General features: G+C 42.1%; 24 protein-coding genes. 5 read left to right on the forward strand and 19 right to left on the reverse strand.

The annotated features are described in order from the left end of the window. Positions 1-440: 440 nt before the first annotated feature. The 18 genes from rplQ to ACSFVZ_RS18080 all read right to left on the reverse strand — a co-directional run bounded on the left by rplQ (position 441) and on the right by ACSFVZ_RS18080 (position 11,141). Positions 441-842, reverse strand: coding sequence for a 50S ribosomal protein L17 (gene rplQ, locus ACSFVZ_RS17995; protein ID WP_004589197.1), 402 nt, complete (start codon positions 840-842; stop codon positions 441-443). A 39-nt stretch (positions 843-881) separates the two neighbouring features. After that, the gene (locus ACSFVZ_RS18000; protein WP_004589198.1) at positions 882-1,868 is read right to left on the reverse strand and encodes a DNA-directed RNA polymerase subunit alpha; all 987 of its coding nucleotides are present in this window, start codon (positions 1,866-1,868) and stop codon (positions 882-884) included. Between the two features lie 24 nt (positions 1,869-1,892). Next, the gene (gene rpsD, locus ACSFVZ_RS18005) at positions 1,893-2,513 is read right to left on the reverse strand and encodes a 30S ribosomal protein S4 (protein WP_135922848.1); all 621 of its coding nucleotides are present in this window, start codon (positions 2,511-2,513) and stop codon (positions 1,893-1,895) included. 21 nt (positions 2,514-2,534) lie between these two features. Further along, the gene (gene rpsK / locus ACSFVZ_RS18010; RefSeq protein ID WP_036974009.1) at positions 2,535-2,921 is read right to left on the reverse strand and encodes a 30S ribosomal protein S11; all 387 of its coding nucleotides are present in this window, start codon (positions 2,919-2,921) and stop codon (positions 2,535-2,537) included. Between the two features lie 13 nt (positions 2,922-2,934). Next, a complete protein-coding gene (gene rpsM, locus ACSFVZ_RS18015; protein ID WP_036974011.1) occupies positions 2,935-3,291 on the reverse strand; it encodes a 30S ribosomal protein S13 in 357 nt (118 codons plus the stop codon). A gap of 128 nt (positions 3,292-3,419) precedes the next feature. Further along, positions 3,420-3,533 (reverse strand): 50S ribosomal protein L36, encoded by a 114-nt coding sequence (gene rpmJ / locus ACSFVZ_RS18020; RefSeq protein WP_002959476.1) that lies wholly within the window; start codon positions 3,531-3,533, stop codon positions 3,420-3,422. 22 nt (positions 3,534-3,555) lie between these two features. Next, positions 3,556-4,884, reverse strand: coding sequence for a preprotein translocase subunit SecY (gene secY, locus ACSFVZ_RS18025; protein WP_036974013.1), 1,329 nt, complete (start codon positions 4,882-4,884; stop codon positions 3,556-3,558). 10 nt (positions 4,885-4,894) lie between these two features. Beyond that, positions 4,895-5,329 carry a 50S ribosomal protein L15 gene (rplO, locus tag ACSFVZ_RS18030; RefSeq protein WP_135922849.1) on the reverse strand — a complete coding sequence of 145 codons (435 nt, stop codon included), beginning with the start codon at positions 5,327-5,329 and terminating at the stop codon, positions 4,895-4,897. A 4-nt stretch (positions 5,330-5,333) separates the two neighbouring features. Beyond that, positions 5,334-5,516: a 50S ribosomal protein L30 gene (rpmD, locus tag ACSFVZ_RS18035; RefSeq protein ID WP_016710201.1), complete on the reverse strand. Its 183-nt coding sequence runs from the start codon at positions 5,514-5,516 to the stop codon at positions 5,334-5,336. A gap of 3 nt (positions 5,517-5,519) precedes the next feature. Then, positions 5,520-6,026, reverse strand: coding sequence for a 30S ribosomal protein S5 (gene rpsE / locus ACSFVZ_RS18040; RefSeq protein ID WP_036974018.1), 507 nt, complete (start codon positions 6,024-6,026; stop codon positions 5,520-5,522). Between the two features lie 9 nt (positions 6,027-6,035). Continuing rightward, complete coding sequence (gene rplR, locus ACSFVZ_RS18045) at positions 6,036-6,386, reverse strand: 50S ribosomal protein L18 (protein ID WP_036974021.1); 351 nt, start codon at positions 6,384-6,386, stop codon at positions 6,036-6,038. Between the two features lie 9 nt (positions 6,387-6,395). Further along, a complete protein-coding gene (gene rplF, locus ACSFVZ_RS18050) occupies positions 6,396-6,929 on the reverse strand; it encodes a 50S ribosomal protein L6 (protein ID WP_054554387.1) in 534 nt (177 codons plus the stop codon). Between the two features lie 13 nt (positions 6,930-6,942). Beyond that, positions 6,943-7,335 (reverse strand): 30S ribosomal protein S8, encoded by a 393-nt coding sequence (gene rpsH, locus ACSFVZ_RS18055; protein ID WP_063702326.1) that lies wholly within the window; start codon positions 7,333-7,335, stop codon positions 6,943-6,945. Positions 7,336-7,356: 21 nt separating this feature from the next. Further along, the gene (gene rpsN / locus ACSFVZ_RS18060; RefSeq protein ID WP_135922850.1) at positions 7,357-7,662 is read right to left on the reverse strand and encodes a 30S ribosomal protein S14; all 306 of its coding nucleotides are present in this window, start codon (positions 7,660-7,662) and stop codon (positions 7,357-7,359) included. Between the two features lie 10 nt (positions 7,663-7,672). Further along, a complete protein-coding gene (gene rplE, locus ACSFVZ_RS18065) occupies positions 7,673-8,212 on the reverse strand; it encodes a 50S ribosomal protein L5 (RefSeq protein WP_058586187.1) in 540 nt (179 codons plus the stop codon). A gap of 16 nt (positions 8,213-8,228) precedes the next feature. After that, positions 8,229-8,543, reverse strand: coding sequence for a 50S ribosomal protein L24 (rplX, locus tag ACSFVZ_RS18070; protein WP_054554391.1), 315 nt, complete (start codon positions 8,541-8,543; stop codon positions 8,229-8,231). Positions 8,544-8,553: 10 nt separating this feature from the next. After that, positions 8,554-8,922: a 50S ribosomal protein L14 gene (rplN, locus tag ACSFVZ_RS18075; RefSeq protein WP_010378257.1), complete on the reverse strand. Its 369-nt coding sequence runs from the start codon at positions 8,920-8,922 to the stop codon at positions 8,554-8,556. A 275-nt stretch (positions 8,923-9,197) separates the two neighbouring features. Then, positions 9,198-11,141, reverse strand: a complete 1,944-nt coding sequence (locus tag ACSFVZ_RS18080; protein ID WP_435559362.1) for an AsmA family protein — start codon at positions 11,139-11,141, stop codon at positions 9,198-9,200. A 229-nt stretch (positions 11,142-11,370) separates the two neighbouring features. Here ACSFVZ_RS18080 and ACSFVZ_RS18085 point away from each other — a divergent pair, with 229 nt between their 5' ends. The 4 genes from ACSFVZ_RS18085 to ACSFVZ_RS18100 all read left to right on the forward strand — a co-directional run bounded on the left by ACSFVZ_RS18085 (position 11,371) and on the right by ACSFVZ_RS18100 (position 14,280). Next, on the forward strand, positions 11,371-11,790 hold the full coding sequence (locus ACSFVZ_RS18085; RefSeq protein ID WP_138558499.1) for a hypothetical protein: 420 nt from the start codon (positions 11,371-11,373) through the stop codon (positions 11,788-11,790). 8 nt (positions 11,791-11,798) lie between these two features. After that, positions 11,799-11,999 carry a helix-turn-helix transcriptional regulator gene (locus ACSFVZ_RS18090; RefSeq protein WP_253039395.1) on the forward strand — a complete coding sequence of 67 codons (201 nt, stop codon included), beginning with the start codon at positions 11,799-11,801 and terminating at the stop codon, positions 11,997-11,999. A 150-nt stretch (positions 12,000-12,149) separates the two neighbouring features. Further along, the gene (locus ACSFVZ_RS18095) at positions 12,150-13,316 is read left to right on the forward strand and encodes a hypothetical protein (protein ID WP_235382562.1); all 1,167 of its coding nucleotides are present in this window, start codon (positions 12,150-12,152) and stop codon (positions 13,314-13,316) included. A gap of 286 nt (positions 13,317-13,602) precedes the next feature. Beyond that, positions 13,603-14,280, forward strand: a complete 678-nt coding sequence (locus ACSFVZ_RS18100) for a TorF family putative porin (RefSeq protein WP_135922855.1) — start codon at positions 13,603-13,605, stop codon at positions 14,278-14,280. A gap of 65 nt (positions 14,281-14,345) precedes the next feature. Here the strand turns inward: ACSFVZ_RS18100 and ACSFVZ_RS18105 are convergent, their stop codons facing one another. Then, complete coding sequence (locus ACSFVZ_RS18105; protein ID WP_138558497.1) at positions 14,346-15,242, reverse strand: aldo/keto reductase; 897 nt, start codon at positions 15,240-15,242, stop codon at positions 14,346-14,348. A gap of 167 nt (positions 15,243-15,409) precedes the next feature. Between ACSFVZ_RS18105 and ACSFVZ_RS18110 the strand changes: the two genes are divergently transcribed. Beyond that, positions 15,410-16,120, forward strand: coding sequence for a YIP1 family protein (locus tag ACSFVZ_RS18110; protein ID WP_435559363.1), 711 nt, complete (start codon positions 15,410-15,412; stop codon positions 16,118-16,120). The last annotated feature ends 38 nt before the right edge of the window (positions 16,121-16,158 follow it).

The following is a 16,158-nucleotide window of genomic DNA, read 5'->3' on the forward strand; positions in this document are numbered from 1 at the left end:
CTTGACTCAACCAACTCGTCGTTTCGCTTGTTTGTAAGCAGTCCGCCGTGTCGATGGATGCGCATTATAGGGAGATCCGAATTGAGATCAACTGTTTTTTGAAGTTTTTATGAAAAAAGTAACTGTTCGAGCAAAATACGAACGAAACGGGCAAAAAGCACACTAAATAGGGTCGTATTATAGCTATTTGGCCAATGAAGTTTATAAATACGCTTGTTTTTAACTTGTATAAGAGAAGATGTAACTACTAACGAGCACTATATTGATCTTTATATGTGATCTTAGTTGCTAGTTGCTAGTTGCTAGTTGCTAGTTGCTAGTTGCTAGTTGCTTCAAGATTGTATGGTAAAGATATAGGGTTGGTAGAGGTATTTTAGTAATAGTGAATTTCAGAAAGTAAAAAGCCGAGCATAAGCTCGGCTTTTTGGTGTCTTTACGACTTACTCTGCAGACTGCGCGTCTTCTTGAACTTCTTCGTTTGTCGCTGGGCGACCAACTAGTTCAATATAAGCCATTGGTGCATTATCACCAGCACGGAAGCCACACTTAAGAATACGAGTGTAACCACCAGGACGGTCTGTATTACGTGGACCGATTTCGCTGAATAATTTACCAACTACTTCATTATCACGCGTGCGAGCAAACGCTAAACGGCGGTTTGCTACACTGTCAGTCTTAGCCAGTGTGATTAAAGGTTCAATTACACGGCGCAACTCTTTAGCTTTAGGCAAAGTTGTTTTGATGATTTCATGTTTCACCAAAGAACCAGCCATGTTGCTGAACATCGCTTTGCGATGGCTGCTGTTACGGTTTAATTGACGACCACTCTTACGATGGCGCATGACCCTATCCTTCTAACTAAACTAATATAGTGATTTAGATTATTCAGCTAGGCTTGCAGGTGGCCAGTTTTCTAGGCGCATACCTAGAGATAGACCACGTGAAGCTAGCACGTCTTTAATTTCAGTTAGAGACTTCTTACCTAAGTTAGGCGTTTTAAGAAGCTCAACTTCAGTGCGCTGAACTAAATCACCGATATATTGAATTTGCTCGGCTTTCAAACAGTTTGCTGAACGTACTGTTAGTTCAAGATCATCAACTGGACGAAGTAGAATAGGATCGAATTCTGGCTTCTCTTCTTTCTCTTCTGGCTCAGTTACATCACGTAAATCTACGAATGCATCTAATTGCTCAGCTAAGATAGTAGACGCACGGCGGATCGCTTCTTCAGGATCTAAAGTGCCGTTTGTTTCCATATCAATGATTAACTTGTCTAAGTCTGTACGTTGCTCAACACGGGCTGATTCAACCGAGTACGCAATACGTTCAACTGGGCTGAATGATGCATCAAGCAGCAGACGACCAATTGGACGCTCATCGTCATCAGAGGATAAACGACTAGATGCCGGCACATAACCGCGACCGCGCTCAACACGAATACGCATGCTGATCTCGCTGCTATCTGTCGTAAGGTGACAGATAACGTGATCTGGGTTGGCGATAGTTACATCACCATCGTGCTGAATATCAGCCGCAGTCACAGGGCCTACACCAGATTTAGTCAGGGTCAGAAAAACTTCATCTTTGCCTTCTAAAGTTACTGCTAGACCTTTAAGGTTTAACAGAATTTCAATGATGTCTTCTTGTACGCCCTCTTTCGCGCTGTACTCATGCAATACACCGTCGATTTCAACTTCAGTTACTGCACATCCAGGCATAGATGATAACAGTATACGGCGTAAGGCATTACCCAAAGTGTGACCGAAGCCACGCTCTAATGGTTCTAAAACTACTTTAGAACGCGTTGGGTTGATAGCGTCGATATCGACTAACCTTGGTTTTAGGAATTCGGTAACAGAACCCTGCATTTTATCCTCTCTTAACTCTTAACTTTACTTAGAGTAAAGTTCGACGATTAGTTGTTCGTTAATGTCCGCAGACAGATCTGAACGCTCAGGTAGGCGCTTGAAGCTACCTTCCATTTTCTTACCGTCAACTTCAACCCAAGTCGGCTTTTCACGTTGCTCAGCCAACTCTAGAGCAGCGATGATACGTGCTTGTGTTTTAGACTTCTCACGAATCACAACAGTATCTTCTGGTGAGATTACGTATGAAGGAATGTTCACAACACGACCATTAACTAAGATCGCTTTGTGGCTAACTAACTGACGTGCTTCAGCACGTGTGCTAGCAAAACCCATGCGATATACAACATTGTCTAAACGTTGCTCTAAAAGCTGTAACAAGTTTTCACCTGTATTACCTTTAAGGCGAGCAGCTTCTTTGTAGTAGTTACGGAATTGCTTTTCTAATACACCGTAGATACGACGTACTTTTTGCTTTTCACGTAACTGTAAACCGTAATCAGATAAGCGACCTTTACGAGCGCCGTGCTGACCAGGTGCAGTCTCAAGTTTACACTTAGAGTCGATAGCTCTTACGCCGCTCTTAAGGAACAGGTCAGTACCTTCACGACGACTCAGCTTGAGCTTAGGGCCCAAATATCTTGCCATGTTATTTCTCCTAACCTATTGTTAAACGCGACGTTTCTTCGGTGGACGACAACCATTATGAGGGATTGGCGTCACGTCAGTGATGTTGGTGATACGGTAACCAGCAGCATTCAAAGCACGTACAGCAGATTCACGACCTGGACCTGGACCTTTAATGAAAACTTCTAGATTTTTTAAACCGTATTCTTGAGCAGCAGTACCTGCGCGCTCTGCAGCAACCTGAGCAGCGAATGGAGTAGATTTACGTGAACCACGGAAACCTGAACCACCTGCTGTAGCCCATGATAGTGCATTACCTTGACGGTCGGTAATTGTTACAATAGTGTTGTTGAAAGAAGCATGAACATGAGCCATACCATCAGCAACTTGCTTTTTAACCTTCTTACGACGAATTGGTGCTTTAGCCATAATCTACCCCACCTTATTTCTTGATAGGCTTGCGAGGACCCTTACGAGTACGCGCGTTAGTCTTAGTACGTTGACCACGAAGTGGTAACGAACGACGGTGACGTAGGCCACGGAAACAACCAAGGTCCATAAGGCGCTTGATATTTAATGTAACTTCACGACGAAGGTCACCTTCTACAGTGTACTTGCCAACTGCTTCACGCAATACGTCAAGTGTTTCGTCTGAAAGTTCACCGATTTTTGTGGTCTCGGCGATACCAGTCGCTGCTAAGATAGCCTTAGAGCGAGTCTTACCTATGCCATAAATAGCAGTTAAACCGATAACTGCATGTTTATGATCAGGGACGTTAATGCCAGCGATACGGGCCACTAACACATCTCCTATATTTGAATTTGGTTATCATCTGTTTGAAAAGCCCGTAAGGATACTCAAACGAAGACCAAATCACAACTAAAAACACAGGCCGAGTAAATAACTCAGCCTGCACGACTGTTTAATTAGCCTTGCCTTTGCTTGTGCTTAGGCTCACTGCAAATTACGCGTACTACACCAGCACGTTTAATAACTTTACAGTTACGGCATATTTTCTTAACGGAAGCACGTACTTTCATTGCTCAACTCCGTAAAATGACCTTATCGGCCGTAGCCTTTAAGGTTTGCTTTTTTCAGCACAGAATCATACTGATGTGACATCAGATGCGTCTGTACTTGTGCCATAAAGTCCATGATTACAACAACGATAATCAAAATTGATGTACCGCCGAAATAGAATGGCGTTTGCCATGCCATAGTCATGAATTCGGGCACCAGACAGATAAAGGTTATATACAAAGCACCTGCCAATGTCAGGCGTGTCATCACTTTATCAATGTATTTAGATGTCTGCTCACCTGGACGAATACCTGGGATAAATGCGCCAGATTTTTTCAGGTTATCTGCTGTTTCACGCGGGTTAAATACCAACGCGGTGTAGAAAAAGCAGAAGAAGATAATAGCCGCAGCTAAAACCATCGCATATAAAGGTTGACCTGGAGTCAACGTTGTTGCGATTGCTTGTAGCACATCAGCGACCGGACCTTCACCCTGGCCGAACCAGCTTGCAATTGTACCAGGGAACAGAATTATACTGCTAGCAAAGATTGGTGGAATAACACCCGCCATATTTACTTTCAACGGTAAGTGCGTGCTTTGAGCAGCAAATACCTGACGACCTTGTTGACGCTTCGCATAGTTTACAACGATACGACGTTGTCCACGTTCGAAGAATACAACTAGGTAAGTAACAGCGAATACGATTACAGCAATCAATAACAGTACAAGTACATTCAGATCACCTTGGCGCGCCATTTCGGCTGTCGAACCAATAGCAGACGGCAGGTTAGCTACGATACCAACAAAAATCAGAACCGAAATACCGTTACCGATACCACGTTCTGTAATTTGTTCGCCCAACCACATAAGGAACATAGTACCTGTTACTAAACTCACTACAGCAGTGAAGTAGAAACCGATACCTGGGTTAACAACTAACCCGTCCATCATGCCCGGTAAGCTTGTAGCAATACCGATAGATTGGATAGTAGCAAGCACAAGCGTGCCGTAGCGTGTATACTGGCTGATTTTCTTACGCCCTTGCTCACCTTCTTTCTTAAGCTCTATAAACGGCGGATACATATGCGTTAATAGTTGCGTAATAATCGAAGCCGAGATGTACGGCATAATACCCAGTGCTAACACTGAAGCTCGCTCAAGCGCACCACCGCTGAACATGTTAAACATTTCAACAATGGTGCCCTTTTGTTGCTCGAAGAAATCGGCAAGTACAGCGGCGTCAATCCCAGGGATCGGCACGAATGAACCTAGACGGTAAATAATGATAGCACCTAATACAAATAGTAATCGACGCTTCAATTCCGAAAGCCCACTTTGTGCACTTTTCATATCTTGACCTGGTTTAGCCATTAGTACTTCCTTAGTCTTCTACCTTGCCTCCGGCAGCTTCGATAGCTTCGCGAGCACCTTTAGTCACTTTAAGACCTTTAACGGTAACTGCGCGTGAAACTTCGCCAGATTTAACTACTTTAACGAACTGGATGTTCTTTTTAACTAGACCAGCTGCTTGTAACGCGTTTACGTCTACTACATCGCCATCAACTTTAGCGATTTCAAAAAGGTTAACTTCAGTAGATACTAATGATTTACGTGAAGTGAAACCAAATTTAGGTAGACGACGTTGCATAGGCATTTGACCGCCTTCGAAACCAACGCGAACTTTACCGCCAGAACGTGATTTTTGGCCTTTATGACCACGGCCACCAGTCTTACCAAGACCAGAACCAATACCACGACCTAGACGTTTCTTTTCTGTTTTTGCACCAGCAGCAGGTGAAAGTGTATTCAAACGCATCGAATTAACCCTCAACCTTTACCATGTAAGAAACTTGGTTAATCATACCACGCACACATGCTGTGTCTTCTAACTCAACAGTGTGATTGATACGACGTAGACCAAGACCACGTAATGTAGCTTTATGCTTCGGTAAACGACCGATAGAGCTCTTTACTTGTGTTACTTTTACAGTTTTATTAGCCATGGTTTACCCCGTGATTTCGTCAACGCTAAGACCACGTTTAGCAGCGATTGACTCTGGAGAGTTCATGTTCTCTAGAGCAGCAATCGTTGCACGAACGATGTTGATCGGGTTAGTTGAACCGTATGCTTTTGACAATACGTTCTGTACACCAGTTACTTCTAGTACTGCACGCATCGCACCACCGGCGATGATACCTGTACCTTCAGAAGCAGGCTGCATGTATACTTTAGAACCCGCGTGGCGACCCTTGATTGGGTGCTGTAGCGTGTTACCGTTAAGGTCTACACTGATCATGTTGCGACGTGCTTTTTCCATTGCTTTTTGAATTGCAGCTGGAACTTCACGTGCTTTACCATAACCAAAACCTACTTTACCTGCGCCGTCACCAACTACAGTTAGTGCAGTGAAGCTAAAGATACGACCACCTTTAACCACTTTAGACACACGGTTTACCGCGATTAGCTTTTCAGCCAAATCAGGCTGTTGTTGCTTTGCTTCTACGTTAGCCATTGTCTACTCCTAGAATTGCAGACCGGCTTCACGCGCTGCATCAGCAAGCGCCTTCACACGGCCGTGATATTTAAAGCCACTGCGATCAAAAGCAATCTTTTCGATGCCTTTGTCAGCTGCACGTTCAGCAACCGCTTTACCAACTGCTTGAGCAGCCGCAACGTTACCTGTGCCTTTAACTGTTTCGCTAATTGCTTTTTCAACAGTAGAAGCAGCAGCCAGTACAGTACCCTCAGCAGTAACTACTTGAGCGTAAATGTGACGTGGCGTGCGGTGGATAACAAGACGCGTTGTGCCTTGTTCAATATAATTTCTACGAGTGCGTTTAGCACGACGTAGACGAGCTGTTTTTTTATCCATCGTCTTACCTTACTTCTTCTTAGCCTCTTTACGGCGTACATTCTCGTCCGCGTAACGAACACCTTTACCTTTATAAGGCTCAGGTTTACGGTATGCACGGATGTTAGCAGCTGTTTGACCAACTAACTGCTTGTCTACGCCCTTAACTAGAACTTCTGTTTGGCTTGGTGTTTCAATCGTAATACCTTCTGGTACTTCGAAATTAACTGGGTGTGAGAAACCAAGAGTTAAGTCTAATACTTTGCCCTTAGCTGCTGCACGGTAACCAACACCTACTAACTGAAGTTTCTTCTCGTAACCTTCATGCGTACCAACAACCATGTTGTTGATTAGAGCGCGAGCAGTACCTGCTTGTGCCCATGCATTAGCTACGCCTTCACGAGGTAAAGTTGTAATAACGTTGTCGTTAACTTGAACTTCAACAGCGTCGTTGATAGTACGAGTTAATTCACCGTTTTTGCCTTTAACTGTGATGTCCTGGCCTTTTAATGTAACTTCTACACCGGCAGGAACATTGATTGGTGCCTTTGCTATGCGAGACATAGTTCCCCTCCGATTAAGCTACAAAGCCAATGATCTCACCACCAACGCCGGCACTACGTGCTGCGCGGTCTGTCATTAGGCCTTTAGAAGTTGATACGATAGCGATACCAAGACCACCCATTACCTTTGGTAATTCGTCACGTTTCTTATAGATACGTAGACCAGGGCGGCTAACACGCTGGATATTTTCAATAACAGCTTTGCCTTCGAAATATTTTAATTCGATAGAAAGCTCAGGCTTCGCTTCACCGCTTACAGCGTAATCTGCGATATAACCTTCATCTTTTAATACTTTAGCTACTGCTACTTTCAGTTTTGAAGTTGGCATCGTTACTGATACTTTCTTCGCTGACTGACCGTTACGGATACGTGTAAACAAATCCGCAATAGGATCTTGCAAGCTCATAGTCTTACTCCCGTGATACTATTACCAGCTAGCCTTTTTAAGGCCAGGAATTTCACCGCGCATAGCTGCTTCGCGAACTTTAATACGGCTCATGCCGAATTTGCGAAGGTAACCATGTGGGCGGCCCGTAACGTTACAACGATTACGTTGACGTGAAGGGCTAGAATCACGTGGTAAAGCTTGTAGCTTTAATACCGCGTCCCAACGATCATCGTCAGATGTATTAACATCACTGATGATAGCTTTTAGTGCCGCACGCTTTTCAGCATACTGAGCAACTAATTTAGTGCGCTTTGCTTCGCGCGCTTTCATAGAATTCTTTGCCATAACCCTACCCTTATTTCTTGAATGGGAAGTTAAACGCTTCTAACAACGCACGGCCTTCATCATCTGTTTTCGCAGAAGTAGTGATAGTGATATCAAGACCACGTACACGGTCTACTTTATCATAATCGATTTCTGGGAAGATGATTTGCTCACGTACGCCCATGCTGTAGTTACCACGTCCATCAAAAGACTTAGCACTTACACCACGGAAGTCACGAATACGTGGGATAGCGATTGAAACCAAACGCTCAAAAAAGTCCCACATACGCTCGCCACGTAGGGTTACTTTACAACCAATTGGGTAACCTTCACGCACTTTGAAGCCTGCAACTGATTTGCGTGCTTTAGTGATTAGAGGTTTCTGACCAGAGATTGCTTCTAGATCCGCAACAGCGTTATCTAGGATCTTCTTGTCAGCTAGAGCTTCGCCCACACCCATATTTAATGTGATCTTTTCGATCTGAGGGACTTGCATGACAGAGCTGAAACCAAACTTCTCTTGAAGCTCAGCAACTACTTTGTCTTTATATACTTCATGCAGTTTCGCCATCATTCTACTCCAACTATTAGATAGTTTTACCAGTAGATTTAAAGATGCGTAATTTCTTACCATCTTCAATCTTGAAACCTACACGATCTGCTTTACCCGTTTCCGAGTTGTAGATCGCAACGTTTGATACGTCGATAGACGCTTCTTTCTCAACAATACCGCCAGCTTGGTTCAACTGAGGAACAGGCTTTTGGTGCTTCTTGATTAAGTTGATGCCTTCGACAAATACTCGACCAGATTCAGCAACAACTGAAAGCACTTTACCGCGCTTACCTTTGTCTTTGCCTGCTAGTACGATTACTTCGTCATCACGACGGATTTTTGCTGCCATGATAGACTCCTTATAGTACTTCTGGTGCTAGTGAAACGATTTTCATGAACTTTTCAGTACGAAGTTCACGAGTCACAGGGCCGAAGATACGAGTACCAATTGGCTGTAAGTTATCGTTTAAGATAACAGCCGCATTGCTATCGAAACGGATCAAAGAACCGTCCGGACGACGAACGCCTTTTTTAGTACGCACAACTACCGCGTTTTTAACATCACCTTTCTTCACTTTACCGCGAGGAATTGCCTCTTTTACAGAAACTTTGATGATATCGCCAACCGCTGCATAGCGACGGTGCGAACCGCCAAGGACTTTAATACACTGCACTTTGCGAGCGCCGCTGTTATCAGCAACGTCCAGCTGAGTTTGCATTTGGATCATGTTAATGACCTCCGGTGTAGAAATTACAACACGCCTTAATTTTGTTTAAAATCAAGACATTTCGGTTAAATTCCACTCAAAAAACAAGCAAGTTGTCTCTTAAGGGCGGGCAATTGTAGCAGCAATGGCAAGGAAGTGGTAGGTTATTTTTTAATTAATTTGGAATTAATCGCAATGCCTGCCTTGAGGAATTACAGCAGCTTGCTGGTTTGTTATTGATTATAAAACAAACAGGGCGCAAATGCGCCCTGTTTTTGACTTTAATGAAATTTTTATTAATTACCAAATAGACCTTTTAATTTGTCTTTAATTTTATCTTTGGCTTTTTCTTTCACTTCTTCTTTAGCCGCATCACTTACATCGAGCTTATAGCCAACATCATGGAATGGACCTTTGATACGCAGTGGAATTTTAAACCCTGTACTGTCATCGGTCGTGCCTTGCCCTTCGATTGAATCAACAATACCTGTTACTAAACGGTAATCAACGGTCGTCATTGGTAAATCAACCTTACCTGAGCCAGTAATACGAATAAGCGGGCTAAGTAGTGACAAGTCTTTATTTTCACCAACACCGTTAGTGAATACAAAGCTGCCCTGCAATGCCGAGAAATCTGTTTGCTGTGAGTTATCAAAGCCAGTATCTAAACCTTCTGATACCGCACTTAAGTTACCTTTAATGAGCTCTTTTGCTTTACGAACCATCTCTGCAATATTGGCACCTTTTACTGCACCATCTGCAAACTTAAAGGCTAACTTACCATTCAAGGCATTGATGAAGCTCTTTTGACTTTGGCCTGTGGTCGTTAGATCCCAGTTTAGAGAGCCTTTACCCATCAACTTATCGAAACCGGCCGCATCAGTCAGTAATGGCTGTGCATCGATTTTATCTAAAGCGAAGTTGGTGCTAATTTTATACGGTGTTTGCTTGGCATTGACCGTGATCACACCTTTACCATTACCCTCGTAAGCAACAAACTTATCTAGGCTGATTTTAGCTAGTGCATTTTTCAGGTTTAACGTTAACTGGTTTTCACCAAGAGTAATATCATTTGCTTTTAAACCACTTGAGCGCACGACTACATTTGCATCCAATGCATTTAAGCCGCTCATATCAATTGCAGTATCATCCCAAACAATTGGCTGTGCAGGCGCATCTGCTGCAGGCTCTGCTTGTTCTTCTTTTGCTACGCCCTCAGGTAAGTAAGGGTTTAAATCAAGCATGCCTAAATCAATATCGGCATTCACAGCCAAACGGTCACCAAGCTTAATATCGCTTTTACCTTTAATTTGTAGCTCATCTAACGTGGCAAGTAGCTCAGTAAGCTTAAACTGCTGCCCTTTTAGATGCATTGAACCTTTTATATTAAAGGCATTAAACGCATTTTCTTTTGCATTAAGCTCAACACCTTGCCAGCTTGCAATGTTTTTAACTGAATCACCGCTAACAGAAAGAAGCCCTTGCACGTCATTGCCCATTTCTGCAATTGCACCTTTAAAGTTCAAATCGACTAGGCGAGAATCAAGCTCTGTGCTGACATTAAAGGTTTCGCCTTCAATCGCTTTTACTGGTGTATCTAGCGTGACATCTAAATCAAAGCGCTCACCCATATAGGTAATACCGCCTTTTAACTCGAGAGTCTTACGAAGAGAAGGTAATAAGATGGCTAATTCTAAATCACTTATCTGTTGTTTGGCCCCGGTTTTACCATCTAGGTAAGTGAAAGTGCCGCCATAGATTGCTACTTCACCAAGTTCGATATCAAAGTTATCTGGTAAGTTAACAGCGCCAGAACTTTTTTGCTGCTCTGTCTGTGGTTGCTCAGCAACGGCATCAAATAACTGCCAGTTTGCTTTACCATTTTTATCGGTTTCTAATAAAATCGTTGGTTCGTTAATAACAAACTTATCTAGCTTAAACTCACCGCCAAATAGCGACATCCACGGGATACGGATAGCAAGTTGCTGCATGCTTGCCATATCTTTCTGCGAGCCAGTTTGCATATTGGCAAAGTGTACATCATTCAGTTCGAGCTTCAATGATGGAAATACCGACAGCTTTTTATCGCCATTAATTGTCAGACTACGACCTGTGGTTTGTTCTACTTGCTCCGATACTTTATTAAATATCGCGTCTGTAGGTATGAGGAATGGTGCTGCGACTACCAATACAATTAGTAATACGAAAATGACACCAACGATTTTCAGTAAGGTTTTCATAATCATCCTTAAAAATGGGCAAACAATGTTCTTATCATAGCGGGAGTTAGGCGCAATTGCATTGCCCAACACACAAAAAGGTTTGTAAACAAGCTTAGGTACAAGAATATGAATAAGCGCTGAAGTTTTTTGATACCTACAGGTTACAAAAAAACTTGACCACATGATACCTTAGGGTTACATTGATACCTGTAGGTTACATTTGAGTTGAAAATAAAAGGAAACGATTATGTCTAAGCAAGATATCAAAACGGAAGAAAAGTTTATGAGTCATAACGCATGGTTTTCAATATTCATGGGAGTCACGTTATTAATTATTAGTGTTTACCCAATGCTCAAGCAAACATCAGTTCCTTTACTGTTTATTGGTGGTGCCGCATTTATTGGTTCATTCTTTATGTTTGTGATTCGAGGTGGATTTACATGGAAACTTGGCTATCGTCTTACGTATAAGGATGAATTTTTAAATACGATTGATACCATCGCTTATAAACATGTTGTCCTTGGATTACTTTTTAGCATGGGGGCTATTTTTTTATTGTCTGATGAACTTGCTTTAAATGTATCTCATAGCATGATGGCCACATTTTACCTTGCCTTGATGTGTTTAATATATGGTGTATCAATTATTTGGCAAAGTAGAGACTAGGTGTAAAAGTGCAAAATAATATCGCTAAATTCCGTAAAGATAAGAGGTTATCGCAGCAAGAACTTGCTGATGCCATTGCAGTATCACGTAAAACTATTAGCACAGTTGAAACAGGCCGCTTTATACCCTCAGTGATTATTGCGTTAAAAATTGCTGCTCACTTTGAAGTGGCCGTTGAGCAATTATTTACACTCGATGACAACGATTAATCTAAAAATCAGTGGCAATCTTACTTATAAATTATCAGTAAGATTGCATCATTTCATTACTTCGGTATGATGCACGACCCTGTTGTTTTTGCACCCTGTGTACTAAAATTAAACAACCCAACTTGGTCAAAACTGGAGTATCGATTAAGCATGAAGAAACTGCTTATTTCACCGTCAAAAATGGCGCTTGGCGAGCAAGAAAGTCAAATTTATCAAAACATCCTCAAGCAAGCCTCTGATATCAGCTTAAACCTAATGGCAGTTAAAGTAGAAAATCATCCTGAAGACTTTTTAGGTTGGTGCTATGAGCTATTAAGTGCAAGCCGCGATCGCATTAATTACGATCTATTAGAAGATAAGCAACTTCCTACGCTAAAAAAACTTCATGACTTATTAATTTCTGCAATCAGCTTTTTGCAGTTAAAAACCTTAAGGGTTGCGCCATGGCCGGTTATCGCAGGCTTCATCGAGCAGCATAAAGAGCTAATAGCACTTGATGAGCAACTACGCTTAGCTAATTACATTGCTGCAATTAAATCGCAATCACTGAAAGAGATGATCCCAGAAGACCGTTTAGCGTTTTCAGGTAAACACAGTGCCTCACTTGACCCAAGCAGCTATAACTTCGACGTTGAATGGTTTGCTTCTACCAAGAACGCAAAAGGTTTCCACCAAATGTTGAGTGATTTACCTGGTGCGTTCGATGAGGCTCTTGCACACATTCCACTTGAGGGCGAGGTAACTCAAGAACATTATCAACACTTCATGATTGCCTACTTCATGGCATTTAATGGCAGCGATGAAAAACCAACGCTTGCTCCTGCTACTCGCTTACTTGCGATGCGCCGACCTGACGTGTTTACACCAATCGTAAATAGTAAACTTGATGCCCTTTGTGCGGCATTAGGCATTACTAAGCTAAATAACCGCGATTTTGAGCGCTACTGGCAAGATATAGTCGAAGCAATTCATAGTATGCCTTGGTTCAAAATGGCCAGCGCAGCAAACGAGCTTGAGCAATCTTTAGTTGAAATCAAAGCCCTATTACCGAGCTTCTTCTATTACGCAGATAAGAGCACCGCAGATAACTCTAATTATATTAAGTTGTTAAACAAACCTAAGAGTACAACGAGCTCAGCAGGTAAAAAGACGGTACGCCGTGGCAAAGAATCAGCTGAGATACTGGTAGACCGTGCATTAGCAAGTGACGATATCCCTGAACATATCAAGGCTAAACGTGACTCTATCATCAGCGAAGTTGAAAAAGGTCGTAGCGTTGAAGAGACTATTAGCTTAATGCGTGCAATTTTTGGCTAAGTCACTCTCAAACAAGAAAAACCTGGTTGCTTCGCAATTGTGCAACCAGGTTATTTTTTGCACCACGCAAGTGCGCATGAATAATTCAAAGAAAACTAATTTTTAAAAAATAGTAAGCTTAATAGGCTGTTTTTAAAGTAGTTAAGCATAAAATATCCCTTCCAAAAGTAACTTGGCACAACCAGTGCTACATCGTATCCAGACAACACATAATTATGTCCGCAAACAATAATCAGGCTGCAACCTGAACTAGGGCAAAATCAACATAACAACAGGATACAGAAACATGCTAAAACTAAAAAAAACGTTCGCAGCAAGCGCAATTGCGCTATTAACGTTAAGCTCTACATATACTTATGCTGAAGTAACAGCTAATGCAGCAGCGACTTCTAACTACTTGTGGCGTGGCCAAGAACAAACAGGCGGCGATGCAGCTATCCAAGGCGGCATCGATTACGCTAATGAATCAGGCTTTTATGCAGGTACTTGGGTATCGAATGCAAGCTGGGCTGAAGACATGACTTACGAGTTAGATCTTTATGCTGGTTTTGGCGGTGACATTAATGAAACCGTTAGCTATGACGTTGGTTATATATATTATGCGTATCCAGATGCAGCATCATCTGCTGATGCTGATTTTTCAGAAATCTACGGTAGCATCAGCATGGGCAGCTTCACCTTTGGTGCAGCAATATTAGCAACATCAGCAGCAAGCGGTGACGGTACAGATTTTGGTGATTCACTTTATTTAAATGCTGACTACAGCTTCCCAGTAGGAAGTACTGGCGCAGAAATGGCTCTTCATGTTGGCCATTACTCTGGTGATTTCATCGGTGATGATGACATCATCGACTACGGTGTTTCAGTATCTAAAGATGGCTTTACATTTGGTCTTGCCGACAACGATATAGATGGTTCAGATGTAAAAGTGTACGTCGCTTACGCGGTTGACTTCACTTTATAAAGAATGTGTTACTTGCTGCAACACGAAGGGCCGTAAGGCCCTTTTCTCGTTTTGGACTTTACGTTTTAAGGCACACTATGACCGGTTGAGCCTTGCCAAATGCGATACCATTGTTCACGATTCATAGTAAGCTGCTTAGCTTCAACAGCTGATTTAACACGCTCAATATTACCCGTACCGAGTACCACAGACGGTGCACTCGGGTGCATTAACAGCCAAGCATAAACAACCTGATCAATGGCAGTAGCACCAATTTCAGCACCAACCTGCTCTAACACTGCACGTAAACGTACCGCTTTTTCATCATCACTTGAGAATAAACGACCCCCTGCTAATGGTGACCAAAGCATAGGCTTGATATCAAGCAATTGGCATTGGTCTAAGCTACCATCGTCAAGCGCTTTCATTTCGTAAGGTGAAAACTCAATTTGATTAGTCACAAGCTCAAAGTCTAAACGCGACTGCAACAAGCTAAGTTGCGATGGCGTAAAGTTAGACACACCAAAATCAATCACATCACCATTTGCTTTTAGGGTATTAAATGCTTCTGCCATTTCATCGGCATTCATCAAGTAATCAGGACGATGAATAAGTAATACATCTAAACGATCAGTATTGAAGTTTTTAAGTGACTGCTGTGCTGAGGCAATAATATGCGCGGCACTTGAGTCATAATGATTTGCTTTGCCTTGCAACCCTAGGCTTGCAAAGGCAGGCTTGATACCGCATTTAGTGATTATTTTGATTTCATCACGAATGCTTGGTTTTAGTTTAAGTGCTTTGCCAAATTCAGCTTCACAACCGTATTCACCGTAAATGTCAGCATGATCGGTATGTGAAACCCCCATATCGATTGCATTTTCTAAAAAGCTTAAGCATTGCTGTGGCGTTATCTGCCAATCTAACAAACGCCAAAACCCCAATACCAACTCATCAATACAACGTACATTACAATTCGCCATAACGACCTACTTTTCCTAATAAACTCGACTCAAATTAACCGCTTAACCTTATCACAGATTTACTAATCACATCTGTTAACATACAGTTACAAAACAAATTGCTAATTTGTTACTAAACAGGATATTTTAGTACCTAAAAACAAATGTTATAAAACAAGGAATAAAAAATGAAATCATCAAATGTTATGACCGCTTTGGTTGATATTTTTATCAGCCCGAGTAAAGCCTTTAATGGTTTAAAAGAAGCAAAAGGCTGGTCTTTTGTTGCCTTTATTTTACTTGCCGGCATTCTCGCAGCCAGCATGTTTGCTTTTTACAATAAAGCTGACCCGCAATATTTAATCGATCAACAAGTCGCTGTAGCCAGTGTTGATGCCACTATTGCAGAACAAAAAATGATTCGCCAAAGCATGGAGCAAACCATAGATATGCAAGTTTGGTTTGCAATGTTTGGTGGCATTATTGGTTTAGCTGTTATCAATGCTCTGATGGCAGGTTACTACCTATTTGTATCAAAGCAAGACCCAGAAGCTAACTACGGCTATGGCGCGTGGTATGGCTTTGGCATTTGGACCATGATGCCAATGATTATTTCAAGCCTTGATTTACTCATCTTAGTGTTAACTGCAAGCACTGACCAAATATCACAATCATTATTTAATTATGCTTCAATTAACCAACTTTTAATTGGTTTAGAAATTGGCCACCCATTTTACACCTTACTTGAAAGTCTCAATATCTTTTCTATTTGGGGCATTTTCATCGCAGCTATCGGTTTAAAGTGCTGGACTAATTTCACTTTCAATAAAGCGCTACTGTTTGCAGCTCTACCAAGTATTGTTATTTATGGTATTTGGACTGTAATCGCTCTCGTTTAATTCTGCTTTGAGCGGCAATATGCCGCTCTTAACCACCA

The organism is Pseudoalteromonas nanhaiensis (genome assembly GCF_051235485.1).
In the GTDB taxonomy this organism is placed as follows: Bacteria; Pseudomonadota; Gammaproteobacteria; order Enterobacterales; family Alteromonadaceae; genus Pseudoalteromonas; species Pseudoalteromonas lipolytica_C.